Here is a 13,918-nt window from a genome sequence, read left to right as displayed (position 1 = left end):
ATTGGCAACAGTGTGATCAGCCGACGGAGCCTTCGAGGGTGACCCTGAGCAGCGCTTCGGCCTCGACGGCAAACTCCATGGGCAGCTCCTGGAAGACGTCCTTGCAGAAGCCGTTGACGATCATGCTCACGGCGTCCTCCTCGGAGATGCCGCGGCTCTGGCAGTAGAAGAGCTGGTCATCGCCGATCTTGGAGGTGGTGGCCTCATGCTCCACGGTCGCGGTGCTGTTGCCGATCTCCTGATAGGGGTAGGTGTGGGCGCCACACTGATCACCGATCAGCAGCGAGTCACACTCGGTAAAGTTACGCGCGCCCTTGGCACGGGGACCGATCTTCACCAGGCCGCGATAGGCCTGGTTGCTGCGCCCGGACGAGATCCCCTTGGAGATGATGCTGGAGCGAGACCCCTCGCCGATATGGATCATCTTGGTGCCGGTGTCGGCCTGCTGGCGGCCACCGGTCACTGCCACTGAGTAGAACTCGCCGATGCTGTCCTTGCCGCGCAGCACGCAGGAGGGATACTTCCAGGTGATGGCGGAACCGGTCTCGACCTGGGTCCAGCTGATGCGCGAGCGGTCGCCACGGCAGTCACCGCGCTTGGTGACGAAGTTGTAGATACCGCCCTTGCCATCCTCGTCGCCGGGATACCAGTTCTGCACGGTGGAGTACTTGATATAGGCATCGTCCAGCGCCACCAGCTCGACCACCGCCGCATGCAGCTGGTTCTCGTCGCGCATCGGCGCGGTGCAGCCCTCCAGGTAAGAGACCTGGGCGCCCTCCTCACAGATGATCAGGGTGCGCTCGAACTGCCCGGTATTCTCGGCATTGATGCGGAAGTAGGTGGAGAGCTCCATGGGGCAGGTCACGCCCTTGGGCACGAACACGAAGGAGCCGTCGGTAAACACCGCCGAGTTGAGCGCCGTGAAGTAGTTGTCGGTCTGGGGCACCACGGTGCCGAGATACTGCTTGACCAGCTCCGGATACTCCTGCACCGCCTCGGAGATGGAGCAGAAGATCACCCCGGCTTCGGCAAGCTTCTCCTTGAAGGTGGTGGTCACGGAGACCGAGTCGAAGACGGCATCTACCGCCACGCCGGCCAGGGCGGCGCGCTCATGCAGCGGAATCCCCAGCTTCTCGTAGGTCTCGAGCAGCTTGGGATCCACCTCATCGAGGCTCTGGGGACGATCCTCGGGGCGCTTGGGCGCACTGAAGTAGGAGATGGCCTGGTAGTCGATAGGCGGAAAATCGAGGTGAGCCCAGGAGGGCGGCGTCATTTTCAACCAGGCACGATACGCCTTGAGACGCCACTCGAGCATCCACTCCGGCTCGCCCTTCTTGTTCGAGATAAAGGCGATGACGTCCTCGTCAAGGCCCGGCGGTAGCGTCTCGCTCTCGATGTCGGTCACGAACCCCTCTTTGTATTCGCGACGGACAAGCTGTTCCATTTCTTCAGTTGCCATGATCTCTCCCCTCCCGGACATTGGGCCGGCGAGACGGGCTCGCCGATTGAATCTGATGAAACTTGGGTGCTCAGGCCGTATCGGCGGCCAGGCTCACGCTCTGGATGGGCAGCTGTACCGGCAACTTGATCGGCGTGGGGCTGGCCAGATGTGCCAGGGTCACGCTGCCGAGCAGGGTGCGCACACCCAACGATACGCGCTGCCAGTTATCGGCGACGCCACAGGTGGCGGCCAGTTCACAGTCGCCGTCGTCATGACTGCACTCCGTCATCGCCACCGGCCCTTCGATGGCGGTGATGATATCGATAGTGGTGATCTCGGAGGCAGGCCGTGCCAGCGAATATCCCCCCAGGGCACCGCGGCGAAATTCGAGCAACCCCGCCTTGACCAGCATCTTCAGCGTCTTGCTGACGGTGGGATGCGGTAGCTGGACGGCCTCGGCGAGATCGGCCGCGGCCTGGGGATGCTCGGGGTGACGAGCAATCTGGGCCATCACCACAGCGGCGTAGTCGGTCAGCCGCGAGAGCTTGAGCATGGCGAGCCTCCTGTGGACGAACGGCCCAGCGATATGCCGTGCCTCAATAGCGGACCATTTTAGTCCCATATGATTTCGATGTGAAGCCCGCCCCGCGAATTCCCTTATCCAGCCGGCAGGATAGCGGCATGATCGACGCCGATAGCATCAATAAACGCAATCGTTATCATTTGCGAAAACTATCAGCGGTTCGTCGGGGTCAGGCCTTTTTCACGAACTGGGACTTCAGCTTCATGGGGCCGACACCCTCGACCTTGCAGTCGATATCATGATCACCCCCCACCAGCCGAATGCTCTTGACCTTGGTGCCCACCTTTACCACCTGGGAGGAGCCCTTGATCTTGAGGTCCTTGATCACCGTGACGCTGTCGCCATCGGCCAGCAGGTTACCGTTGGCATCACGCACCTCGAGGCCAGTGTCGACGGCCTCGTCACCCGCTTGAGCGGACCACTCATGGCCGCACTCGGGACAGACATACTGGATGCCGTCCTCGTAGGTATAGGGAGAGTTACAGGCAGGACAGGCGGGAAGTTCGCTCATGACAGGCTCCAGACGAGGTGGGATGAAGGCTGCCAAGCCTACACCGCGGCGCTGCGGGTCTCCAGCGGGCACATGACGGCCAGGGCCCGGCCTGGCAGGATTGACCCATCCAATATGTAGAAGGAAGCAGCATGCAGGAGGGTCCAACCACGGTTTTCGGTGGCACCGGTTTCCTCGGCCGCGCCATCGTGCGCGAGCTGGTGGAGGCGGGCCGCCCGGTGCGCATCGCCTCGCGCCACCCGAAACTGCCCGCATGGCGCGAGCCCGGAGACCGGATCGAGGCCATGACCTGCGACATTCGCGACGAGGCTCAGGTGGCGGCGGCTCTGGAGGGCAGCACCGCCGCGATCAATGCCGTCAGTCTCTACGTGGAGCAGCGCCGGGCGGGGCTGACCTTTACCGCGATCCATGAGCAAGCCGCCGGCCGCCTGGCAGGGATGGCGCGGGAGGCCGGCATCTCGCGGCTGGTGCATGTCTCGGGGATCGGTGCCGATGCCCGCTCCCCCTCCGCCTATGTGCGTGCCCGGGCCGCCGGCGAACAGGCCGTGCTCGAGGCCATGCCCAAGGCGACCCTGCTGCGTCTCGGCGTACTGTTCGGCCCCGATGATGCCCTGCTGGCCAACCTCGCCCGGCTGGTACGCCTGCCGCTGGTGCCGCTGTTCGGTCACGGGACGACCCGCCTGCAGCCGGTGCATATGGATGATGTGGCCCGTGCCGCGGCACGCCTCACCGCGACACGCCCCGTCGAACGCCGACTCTTCGAGCTCGGTGGGCCCGAGGTATTGACCTACCGGGAGCTGGTCGAGCGTGTGGCGGCTCAACTCGAGCGCCATCCGCGACTGCTGCCGCTGCCCTTCTCCGCCTGGCGCCTCGCCGCCGCCCTGCTCTCCCCGCTCCCCTCACCGCCCCTGACGCGGGACCAGGTCCTGCTGATGCAGCGCGACAACCTCGCCGACCCGGACGCGGGCAGCTTCGCCGACCTAGGCATCATGCCGCGTACACTTACTGACAGCCTGCCGCGCTGCCTGGCGAGACAGGGGTAGCACCGCCTAACCTTGGTGATCACCGCCTTTGCCCTCAAACGACGAAGAGCCGAGCATGAGCGGCTCTCTTGCTTCCCTGTGTGCCACGCACATTCAACTCTCCAGGCGCTGAAGCGAAATACCATCTTCCCTAGCCATGGCAAAAAACGACTCGACAAAATGCTCTACCGATGGCGGCACCGGGCGCAAGGCAGGAAACAAGATGTGAAAATGGAAAGGAATGTTCGGAACGAAGGACTTTATCATTATGTCAGGGTTCGTTTCTTTTGCATGGTGAGCGGTAAATGGATCAATAATCGCCGCACCGATTCCTTCTGCCACCAAGGCCGCGGTGGAGCTGGCAAAAGATACTTCCAGCACGTCACGACGAACAACTCTGGCATCGGAAAACACCTGATTGACACGGCGCTGCGTGACATCCATTTCGCTGCGAATAAAAGGCTGTGACACGAAGTCTTCTGGTGTCAAGACAGCCTTTTCTGCTAACGGACTACCCGGCGGCAAAATAGCCACGCAGCTGCAACGCACTTCCGTACTATGAACTCCCGGACAATTCGGATTGTCGACGGCAGCGAAGCCTACATCACAGGACTGAATCTCTGTGCGACGCAATACCTCTTCAGAGCGATAAGCCTTCAACGTTCCATTGAGCTCGGGAGCCTGCTTAAGAAATTTCCCCAACAGACGCGGCAAGTAATTGTGGGCCAGCAGGGGGAAGGTGTCCACGTGAAGACTGCCCCAGTGGTGGGTGCGGATATCTCTGGCACTTTCCGCCAAGGAGTCCATGGCTGTAAATGCCTTGACCACTTCCAGGTAAAACGCCTTGCCCTGATCCGTAGGCACAAGACGCCCCTTGATGCGTTCAAAAAGCTTGAAATCCACACGACGTTCCAGGGCCGTGATCAGCTTGCTTACCGCCGGCTGGGTCAGGTGTAGCCTTTCCCCTGCTGCAGTCACACTCCCCAACTCATAGACGGCTTTGAAGGCATTCAATTGCTGAAATTTCATTACCCCCCCTCTTGACTCGACGCTACTGATAACAGGGCACATGAGCATTGTCGTTGCTTATTCTCGCCGACCGGACGCTGTCTTATTTGGTACAGCGTGCCTGCTTGCGCTACGGCGTCGACCATACCACAAAGGTCATGCAGCGAGAGCTGGCGGGAGAAAGCCCTTATGCGGGAGAAAGCCCTTATGCGAGAGAAAGCCCTTATGAGGGAGAGAGCCGACTCTCATGACTACCATGCATGGCAGCCATGCATCAACCTGAATACTGGATTGACGAAAGGCGAAACAAGCAACGGGAGCCGCTTGGCTCCCGTTGTTGTTTCGACCGTCTTCTGTTAGACGAATTGACTCTTAGCTTAGCAACACCCCAAGGCTCAACAGCACCATGATCATGATGATGAGCATTGCCAGCAGCGGCGCGGTAAACTTGAACCATCGGCCATAGGAAACACGCCCCATTGCCAATCCACCCATGACAATAGCGGAGGTAGGGTTGATCAGGTTAGGCAGACCCGAGGCAGACTGGAAGGCGGTAACCACCAGGTCTCTGCCCACCCCAACGAAGTCCCCTAACGGTGCCATGATCGGCATGGTCATCACGGCCAGTCCCGAGGACGAGGGTACCAGCAATGACAACGCTGCCTCGATCCAGTAGACCGCATTGATGAACGCCACTGGCGACAAGTCCTGAACCATGGACTCTGCCCAATAGATAAGGGTGTGGGTGATATTACCGGCATCCATGATCATCACGATGCCGCGGGCTAGTGCGATGACCAAGGCTACCCCAAGCAGGTCACGCGCGCCGTCGATGAAGCTGGTGGTTAGCTCCTCTTCTCCCATACGGGCCACCAGGCCTATCACTATCGTTGCTCCCAGAAAGAGTGCCGAAATCTCCGCCATCCACCAGCCGGCCAAGGTGACACCCCAGATCATGACGGCGAAAGTTGCAGCGAAGACAGCCAGCACGAGCTTCTGGGTACGTGTGAACACCACGTCGCCCTGGGTATTATGGCCGTGCAGAAAGTGCGCCTCGTTCTCCTCCTTGAGATCCCGCACCAGTGAGCGCTCGGGCTGACGCTTTACCAACCGGGCGTACCGCATCACGTAGAAAACGCAGATCAGCCAGCCTGCCACCAGAATCACGACTCGCAGCAGCATACCTTGAATGAAGCTGATGCCCGCGGCATTGGAGGCGATTACCGTCGCAAAGGGGTTGATGGTAGACCCCAGGCAACCGATTCCTGCGCCTATCATCACTACCGCGACTCCGGTCAGGGCATCATAGCCCGCCGCAATCATCACCGGAATGATGAGTGGGTAGAAGGCGATGGTCTCCTCTGCCATACCGTAGACGGTACCACCGGTGGCAAAGATGCCCATCAGGATGGGAATCATCCATATTTCTCGTCCCTTGAGTCGCTCCGTGGTTCTCCCGATGGCATTATCGATGGCTCCGGTCCTGGTGACTACCGCAAGAAACCCTCCGATGATCAGCACGAAAAGCGCTACGTCGACTGCTGTGGCGGTATAGTCCGAGTGATTGTAAAACTCGTTGATAGGCGCCAGCAGTATTTCCGATATCCCTTGTGAATTGGCTTCCACGGAATGATAGGAACCGGCGACCGGCACCATCCTGCCCAGCACATCATTCTCGACCATATCGTACTTACCTGCAGGAATGAACCAGGTAAGTATGGCGACAATCACAATAAGCGAGAACAAAATCGTATAAACAGATGGTAGCCTAAGCCTTTTCATGATCATCTCCGCAATATATAGAATTATTATTCATAAAAATGGCTGCCTTGTTGCATTTACTTTTCCGGAGTTCAGGAAACTGCCTGGCGTATCTGGTCGATGGTCATTTCCGCCAATCCCATTTTTTCCAGAGTGCGTCCGCTCTCCATATAGTCGGTGCGGTTGAAGGCATTGGTAATCGTGAGGACAGCCTGAATGATGGGTGTATTCACTCCCGCCAGCTGGGAAAACTGGGTATACGGATTTAATGGTTGATGGGGCACCTTCACCCCATCAATCTGATACCACCCTCAGATGGTTGATAGATCGACTCCGTAGTTGAGTTCCTCTGCGAAGTCCGGCAGTCCGTAACCGATGGTTTTCTTGTAGAAAGGAGAGACCTTCGCAGTCGGTGCCTTCTTCTTGTGCTTCGTGGTGTAGAGCATTCGTGCCCGCATCACCTCGAAGGAGTAACCGCGCCCTTCACGGTTCTTGTCCTTGGCCAGTCGGTTGATGGACTCCGTGTAAGCGTTGGTGACGGGCATGTCCGTCTCGAAGTAGGTCATGGTCTCTTCGCGCCAGTTTCCCACTGCCCTGACCAGATCGCTCCAGACTTCCTTTTGGCCCTTCGGGATGGTGGCTATCCACTCGTCCAGGGCGGCTTCTGCCTGGAGCCGTGTGGTGGCGTCCCAGATGCCGTAGAAGCGCTCCTTGTGCTCGTAGGCGGCCAGCAGTTGCGGGAACGCGCCTGTCCAGGTCTCCATGATGAGGCGCTCCCGGTCTGAGACTTCGTGAGCGCGTTTCAGCAGGATTTTCCGGTCTCCCTTGAGAGTCCGGCTCTGGGACGGTTTCAGCTCCTTTCTGAGGCCCTTGCGCACTCTCTCTAGGGCATCGTTGGCCATGCGCACCACATGGAACTTATCGACCACGATACGGGCCTGGGGCAGCACAGCCTTGACCGCTGCCCGGTAGGGGTTCCACATGTCCATGCTGACGATCTCGACCTTCTGCCGGTCTTTCAGCTTCATCAGGTAGTTGGTCACCACGTCCTGGCGGCGGGTGGCCAGCAGGTCGAGCAGGGTTCGCTCCTCAATGTTGGTCAGAATGCAGCGGTAGCGCTTGTTCAGGTATAGCTCGTCAATGCCCAGGATGCGGGGCGTCTCGAAGCGGTGCCAGCGCCCCAGGAACTCGGCGCGGGCGTTGAAGATGTCGCGCACCGTCTTCTCGTCCAGGCCGGTCTGTGCCGCCACAAAGGTGTAGGGGTGGTTGAAGGATTCCTTCTCCACGTACTCATGCAGCCGCAGTGTCATACGGAATCCGTCCACCATCTCCGGTAGCTGGGGCCTGAATGTTGTCTTGCAGGCCCGGCAGGTGTATCGGCGGCGGACCACCCAGAGAGTGACCCGCTTGCCGTGGATGGGCAGATCACGATAGGGAACGTCACGCTTGCCGAACCGTACGAACTCACCCTGCACGCCGCATTCCTCGCAGGCGATGGGATCGGGCACGTCCACCTGGAAGTGCATTTCGTCGTCGGTTGATTTGCAGCCCAGTACTTGGTATTGCGGCAGGTGAAGGATGTTGTCGGGAAGTTCGGTCATGGTGTTGTATAGGCGTAGGTGTCAGTCAGATCCATCCGGCTCGGCATTGGTGTTTGCTTTTTTACCCAACAAGCTGCTGGAAACGAAAAGTAAGGCACCGAGGACAATTGCAATATCAGCCAGGTTGAAGGCCGGCCAATGCCAGTCTCGCCAATAGAAATCAAAGGAATCCACAACATAGCCGCGAAAGACCCGGTCAATCAGGTTGCCCATGGCGCCACCGAGGATAAGACTGTAAGCGATGGCTTCTCCTTTATGACGATTTTCAAGGATCAGCTTGATCAGAAAAATCGAGACCACTACCGCGATTCCGATAAAAAAGTAGCGCTGCCAGCCTCCACCATTCGCAAAAAGACTGAATGCGGCACCGGTGTTCCATAGGTGCACCCAGTTAAAGAACGGGGTCACCGAAACATACTCGCCATAGGCCATTGATTGCTGCACCAGCCACTTTACAGCCTGATCAGACGCTGCCAGCAGGCCCGATATGGACAATAGGGCATACGGCGAGAGCTTTTTGCCAATAATGAGCATTATTTAACCCTTCAACGCCAAAATGCGTCTGGCACCGTTAAGTACAATGCCCCCCGCGATGGTGCCGATAATCAGATCCGGATAATTGGAACCGGTCCACGCGACCAGGGCGCCGGCGGTGATGACCCCCAGGTTGATCACCACGTCGTTGGCCGAGAATATCCAGCTTGCCTTCATGTGCGCCCCGCCTTCCCGATGTTTGGATATGAGCAGCAGACAACTGGTATTGGCAATCAATGCGACGAATGCGATAGCCATCATCACCAGCGATTCAGGCTCACTACCGAATACAAAGCGTCTCACCACCTCTACGAGCACGCCCACAGCCAAGATCAGTTGCAGTACACCAGCAAGATGCGCGGCACGTACCTGCATTTTCACGCTATGTCCAACCGCATAAAGGGCAAGCCCGTACACCGCCGCATCGGCAAAATTGTCCAGGGATTCTCCAATCAGGCCGGTGGACTGGGCGATCAGACCGGCAGTCATTTCCACCACGAACAGAAGTGCATTGATGCCGAGCAACCAGCGCAGGGTCCCGGATTCTTGCTTAGCAGAAGCTGCCGAAAACTCGGCGGCCTTGATGGTCTCCGGATTTGCAGCGACGGTTTCCTGAAGCGAGGCGCCTAGCCCCAAGGTCTTCAGTTTCGAGGTGACGGGCTCGACCTCGCCGTCATGCACGACCTTCAGCCGGCGGTTCGACAAGTCGAAGGACAGCGCCCGAATCTCCTCAAAGCCGTTCAGGGCTAGGCGAATCATTCGTTCTTCTGATGGACAGTCCATCTTCGGCACGGCATAAACACTGACCCATCTCCCTGGCGCCTCGGAGGAGGCCTGTATATCGGTATCCGCTGCGGACGTTGCATCACCGCCACAGGCGCCACCACAGGATTTGCTCATGATACGACTCCACTTGAACAATGTTGTGGTACCATTTAAAACTATAAAGCTACTATAAGGTCAATAGAGTAAAGAATCCGTTGGGGAGGAGGCTGATGCGCATTGGTCAGTTGGCGCAGTTGGTAGGGGTCGAAACACAGACGATCCGCTTCTATGAACAGCAGGGCTTGTTGCCGCCGCCTGATCGGCAGGACAACGGTTACCGTGTCTATACCGAGAAGCATGGTGAGGGGCTGGCCTTCATCCGTCGCTGCAGAATCCTGGGCCTGTCACTGGCTGAGATTCACGAACTACAGAGCTATCAGGACGACCCTCATCAGCCTTGTACCGCCGTCAACGCCTTGCTCGATGATCACATCTCTCATGTGCGGTCGCAGATAACCGCTCTGCAAGCGCTTGAGAAACAACTCGTTTCACTGAGAGCGAGTTGCAACGATGACCGGGAAGTTGAGGCGTGTGGGGTTCTTGCTGGAATTAGCGAAGGAAACATGCACCAGCAGTAGGTGAAGCATCAACCAGATAATCCGATGAGATGCCGGTCTGTCTCACTCTCATGCAAAGGTAAGATCAACCATTTAATCCGCTTACCCGGAAAACTCAAAGCAGGGAACGAAAAGAAAGGGTACGTCTTCGGCAATATAGCGCGCCTGCGGGCCGTCGGGTGCGGAGTTCAACTTTCCGTGAGTTTCCGAAGTTCGATTGATTTCATAAACACTTTCAGCATTCATGTCATATAGCGTATTCATCGCATCGAGCTCAGAGCTCAGCTCAAGTCCGAGTGTCTGACCCACCGCCAGGCGCTCCAGATCAAGATCTTCCGCTACTCTAGCGACGGCAGGGGAGCAGCAATCCTTGTAGAAGTTGAAATTGCCGTTGAAGTTTTCCAGCAACCCCATGTTCAAGGTGGTCAGCAGCGGGTGACCTCCGAAGTTGATGTTTTCAAGTCCGGCGGCGATCACATTTTCCAGCGGCGTCAGGGGGATCGGAAAATGAGGTTGCAAACGCTCGATGGCCTGCTGGGTACGGCTGGCGGGAAGGGCTGCCAGCGGTAGCATTTCCTTGATACCTAGAATACCTACCTGGGCTTCACCAGCGATACGCGTTGCCCAGGGAATGGAAATGGCATCGACAAAAGTGACATCCAGATCCTGATAACCTTCCTCGTTCTTGATACGGTTGAGCACCAGGGAGCCATAGTTACCCGGCATCAGCAGAATGAGATGCTCACTGGTGAGATAGGGCAGCATATCGCGAAAAAGCGCTTCCTGGGCGAAGGAAGGTACCGGCATGATCAGCACGGAAGAGAACGCCACTGCCTCTTGAATATCCTTGGTGAATTCCAGCGTTTGAAAGCCCGTAAAGGACATCTCGACACCGTTCACCTGCTCGACGGCTTGGATCCCACCTGCCTGGCGGATAAAGTCGATTTGCTCGTCGAAGCCCTCGGAGCCGAACAGACAAACGTCGGAGCCCAGTAACGAAAAATGGTAGGCGGCAGTCAAGCCGGCATTGCCGGCGCCCAGTACAGTGACTTTGTTAGTGCTCTTCATGGATATTCACCCCGTTGGGATTATTGCTTGCGTGAGTTGCGCAAGGCTGTCTCAATTCAAAGCAGCCGTCCAAGTCGGAAATACGGGGTATGCATGAATAAAAGTTATGGGCTAGAAAACCCCACCCTATGTCATTGTTTTAATTGTAAATATAGCTCAAAAAGCTTTCGATGATCGTTGTGGAAACCATTTGCGTCTGAAAGTGCCGCCGACAAGTGGTGTCTACCTCGCTGAAGGGGTTACCGAAACTATCTTCTTAGTCCTGACGCCCAGCGCCATCCGTGACTGCTGCCGCCGCCCTTATTCGCCTGGCGCCTCGCCGCCACCCTGCTCTCCCCGCTCCCCTCACCGCCCCTGACGCGGGAAGCTTCGCCGACCTCGGCATCATGCCGCGCACACGCTGCATGACAGCCTGCCGCGCTGCCTGGCGAGCCAGGGGTAGCACCGCTTGCCTTATGCCTTGCGCCCGGCATCGTGCAACCCGCCCACCTCCCCTTGATAAGCATCGAGAGGCAACCTCTTACCCCTCCCCCTGCTGGCAATGAAACGACCACATGAAGATACACCAGCAGAAAAAGTTGCCATCAGGGATGAAAAATGAAGAATGCACGCCCGAACCCATCGCAATACAGGCGACCTTCATGGAATTCTTCAACCGGCTGGTAGATGGCGGCAATGGCCTGCTGTGGGGCAGCGTACTGATCTACCTGCTGATCGGTGCCGGCCTCTACTTCACCGTCATGACCCGCGGCATCCAGTTCCGCTACTTCGGCCATATGTTCAAGCTGCTGCGCCACTCACGCCAGGCCAATGGCGGCATCTCCTCGTTCCAGGCGCTCTCCACCAGCCTCGCGGCTCGGGTGGGCACCGGCAACCTGGCCGGGGTGGCCGTAGCCATCTACTTCGGCGGGCCCGGGGCGATCTTCTGGATGTGGATCACGGCACTGGTCGGCATGGCCACCAGCTTCGTGGAGTCCACCCTGGCCCAGGCCTACAAGGTCGACCACGGTGACCAGACCTTCCGCGGCGGCCCCGCTCGCTATATCGAACGGGGGCTCGGCCTGCGCTGGCTGGCCATTGCCTTCTCGATCTGCCTGGTCATCGCCTTCGGCCTGGCCTTCAACAGCGTGCAGGCCAACTCCATCGCTCAGGCGATGCAGGAGGCCTACGCCGTGCCCACCTGGGTCATGGGCCTGATACTGGTGGCGGTCGTCGCGCCGATCATCTTCGGCGGGCTCAAATCCATCGCCCGGGTCGCCGAGCTGGTGGTGCCGCTGATGGCGCTGCTTTACCTGCTGCTGGCGCTAAGCGTGGTGCTGCTCAATATCGATGACCTGCCCGCCGCACTGGGCACCATCATCAGAAGCGCCTTCGGCCTCGAGCAGGCCGCCGGTGGCGCAGTGGGGTATGCGGTAGCGCAGGCGATCATGAACGGCATCAAGCGCGGCCTGTTCTCCAACGAGGCGGGCATGGGCTCGGCCCCCAACGCCGCGGCCACCGCCACCACTCACCCTAATCACCCCGCCGCCCAGGGCTTCATCCAGATGCTCGGCGTCTTCCTCGACACCCTGGTGATCTGTACCGCCACCGCGGCGATCATCATCATGGCGGGACCCGAGCTGCTGACCGGCGACGAGGCCAACGGCATCCAGCTCACCCAGATGGCGCTCTCCCAGCATGTGGGCGAATGGGGCGGACAGTTCATCGCCATCGCCATCCTGCTGTTCGCCTTCACCTCGGTGATCGCCAACTACTCCTACGGCGAGTCCAATGTGGAGTACCTGGCCGGGCGCCGCCACGCGCCGCTGGCCATTCTGGTCTATCGCCTGGCGGTACTGAGCATGGTGATGATCGGCTCCCTGGCAAGCCTGGGGACCATCTGGAGCTTCGCCGACCTCTCCATGGGGATGATGGCGCTGATCAACCTGGTCGCCATCCTGCTGCTCTCGCCGGTGGCATTTGCGCTGTTCAGGGATTACGAGCGCCAGCTCAAGGCAGGCGAGGAGCCCACCTTCGACCCCGGCCGTTTCCCCAGGCTGGCCGACAAGGTCGACCCCAAGGCCTGGCCCCGGCGCTGATACTGGGCTGGCTACTGGGCTGGCAGGACACGCGAACGCTTGACTACCCGACAACGCCACGCCCGGACGTGGCGTTGTCGTTTTCTCCCACCGGTCAGAGGCCAACCCCGAACAGCGCCTGGGCGAGGTGGCCGGTCAGGAAGGCCAGTCCCGCCGCCGCGCCGCCCATCAGCAGGGTACGCACGCCGGAGATCAGCACCGGCTGGTGATAGACGAGGCTCTTGCCCATGCCGATCAGAAAGAACATCAGCCCGGCGAGCGCGAGGCTGGAGAGAAACTGCCCATTGGCCGTCAGGCCGGGCACGGCATAGGGCAGAAGCGGCACCGCCCCCACCACCAGAAAGGCAGCGAAGGTGACCAGCCCCGAGCGCAGGGGGCTCAAACCCTCGGTCTGCAGGCCATGCTCCTCGCGCAACATGGTCTCCACCCACAGCTCGCGGTCGCTACAGATGGTCTCGACCACCCGCTCGAGGGTCTCGCCGGCGAATCCCTTGGCGATGAATATCTGACGGATCTCCTCGCGCTCCCCCTCGGGAATCACATCGATATGATGGTGCTCATCGCGGCGCACTCCGTCGACATGCTCACGCTGGGCCTTGATCGCCTCATAGTTGCTGATCGCCATGCTGAAGCCATCGGCCAGCAGGTTGGCAAACCCCAGCACCAGGGCCACGGTGGCCGAGAAGCCGGCCCCGAAGGCACCGGACACCACGGCGAAGGTCGTCACACAGCCGTCGATGCCACCCAGGATGGCGTCGGGCAGGCTCTGCCCGGCATTGCCCCCCTGCAGCCGGCGGCGAATGGCCTCCGGATGGTGCTCCGCCTCCAGATCGCTACGCTTGTGCCCTTGCATGCGGACTCCTTCCCAGCGGTTGATGGCATCGCCCCCCGCCTGAGAGGGCCAGTGACTTCCCTCGGCCCCTGCAGGG

Annotated in this window: 14 protein-coding genes; 3 read left to right on the top strand and 11 right to left on the bottom strand. The window is 59.3% G+C overall.

Features of this window, described 5'->3' with window-relative positions; genetic code table 11:
• Positions 1-16 precede the first annotated feature (16 nt).
• The 3 genes from sufB to RM463_RS04535 all read right to left on the bottom strand — a co-directional run bounded on the left by sufB (position 17) and on the right by RM463_RS04535 (position 2,535).
• Positions 17-1,459, bottom strand: a complete 1,443-nt coding sequence (gene sufB / locus RM463_RS04545) for a Fe-S cluster assembly protein SufB (RefSeq protein ID WP_311429167.1) — start codon at positions 1,457-1,459, stop codon at positions 17-19.
• 70 nt (positions 1,460-1,529) lie between these two features.
• On the bottom strand, positions 1,530-1,994 hold the full coding sequence (locus tag RM463_RS04540) for an SUF system Fe-S cluster assembly regulator (RefSeq protein ID WP_311429166.1): 465 nt from the start codon (positions 1,992-1,994) through the stop codon (positions 1,530-1,532).
• A gap of 199 nt (positions 1,995-2,193) precedes the next feature.
• Positions 2,194-2,535, bottom strand: a complete 342-nt coding sequence (locus RM463_RS04535; protein WP_311429165.1) for a zinc ribbon domain-containing protein YjdM — start codon at positions 2,533-2,535, stop codon at positions 2,194-2,196.
• A 131-nt stretch (positions 2,536-2,666) separates the two neighbouring features.
• Here RM463_RS04535 and RM463_RS04530 point away from each other — a divergent pair, with 131 nt between their 5' ends.
• A complete protein-coding gene (locus RM463_RS04530) occupies positions 2,667-3,578 on the top strand; it encodes a complex I NDUFA9 subunit family protein (RefSeq protein ID WP_311429164.1) in 912 nt (303 codons plus the stop codon).
• Positions 3,579-3,671: 93 nt separating this feature from the next.
• Here the strand turns inward: RM463_RS04530 and RM463_RS04525 are convergent, their stop codons facing one another.
• The 6 genes from RM463_RS04525 to RM463_RS04500 form a co-directional block, all read right to left on the bottom strand.
• On the bottom strand, positions 3,672-4,586 hold the full coding sequence (locus RM463_RS04525) for a LysR substrate-binding domain-containing protein (protein ID WP_311429163.1): 915 nt from the start codon (positions 4,584-4,586) through the stop codon (positions 3,672-3,674).
• 351 nt (positions 4,587-4,937) lie between these two features.
• Positions 4,938-6,347: a YfcC family protein gene (locus RM463_RS04520; protein ID WP_311429162.1), complete on the bottom strand. Its 1,410-nt coding sequence runs from the start codon at positions 6,345-6,347 to the stop codon at positions 4,938-4,940.
• A gap of 71 nt (positions 6,348-6,418) precedes the next feature.
• Complete coding sequence (locus tag RM463_RS04515) at positions 6,419-6,616, bottom strand: hypothetical protein (RefSeq protein ID WP_311429161.1); 198 nt, start codon at positions 6,614-6,616, stop codon at positions 6,419-6,421.
• Between the two features lie 21 nt (positions 6,617-6,637).
• Positions 6,638-7,927 carry an ISL3-like element ISPpu12 family transposase gene (locus tag RM463_RS04510; protein WP_004574636.1) on the bottom strand — a complete coding sequence of 430 codons (1,290 nt, stop codon included), beginning with the start codon at positions 7,925-7,927 and terminating at the stop codon, positions 6,638-6,640.
• A gap of 21 nt (positions 7,928-7,948) precedes the next feature.
• On the bottom strand, positions 7,949-8,461 hold the full coding sequence (lspA, locus tag RM463_RS04505) for a signal peptidase II (RefSeq protein WP_004863699.1): 513 nt from the start codon (positions 8,459-8,461) through the stop codon (positions 7,949-7,951).
• Positions 8,462-8,464: 3 nt separating this feature from the next.
• Positions 8,465-9,361: a cation transporter gene (locus RM463_RS04500; RefSeq protein WP_004574643.1), complete on the bottom strand. Its 897-nt coding sequence runs from the start codon at positions 9,359-9,361 to the stop codon at positions 8,465-8,467.
• A gap of 95 nt (positions 9,362-9,456) precedes the next feature.
• Here RM463_RS04500 and cadR point away from each other — a divergent pair, with 95 nt between their 5' ends.
• A complete protein-coding gene (cadR, locus tag RM463_RS04495; RefSeq protein WP_004364961.1) occupies positions 9,457-9,864 on the top strand; it encodes a Cd(II)/Pb(II)-responsive transcriptional regulator in 408 nt (135 codons plus the stop codon).
• A gap of 81 nt (positions 9,865-9,945) precedes the next feature.
• Here the strand turns inward: cadR and RM463_RS04490 are convergent, their stop codons facing one another.
• Complete coding sequence (locus tag RM463_RS04490; protein ID WP_311429160.1) at positions 9,946-10,911, bottom strand: NAD/NADP octopine/nopaline dehydrogenase family protein; 966 nt, start codon at positions 10,909-10,911, stop codon at positions 9,946-9,948.
• A 641-nt stretch (positions 10,912-11,552) separates the two neighbouring features.
• On the opposite strand from RM463_RS04490, the gene RM463_RS04485 reads away from it, so the two are divergent.
• Positions 11,553-12,989: a sodium:alanine symporter family protein gene (locus RM463_RS04485; protein ID WP_311429159.1), complete on the top strand. Its 1,437-nt coding sequence runs from the start codon at positions 11,553-11,555 to the stop codon at positions 12,987-12,989.
• Between the two features lie 94 nt (positions 12,990-13,083).
• Here RM463_RS04485 and RM463_RS04480 read toward each other — a convergent pair whose 3' ends face one another.
• Positions 13,084-13,842, bottom strand: a complete 759-nt coding sequence (locus RM463_RS04480) for a VIT1/CCC1 transporter family protein (protein WP_311429158.1) — start codon at positions 13,840-13,842, stop codon at positions 13,084-13,086.
• Between the last annotated feature and the right edge of the window lie 76 nt (positions 13,843-13,918).

Origin of the sequence: Halomonas sp. LES1, from assembly GCF_031846005.1 — a bacterium.
Lineage (GTDB): Bacteria > Pseudomonadota > Gammaproteobacteria > Pseudomonadales > Halomonadaceae > Halomonas.
This window is presented reverse-complemented; position numbering and strand designations above follow the sequence as displayed.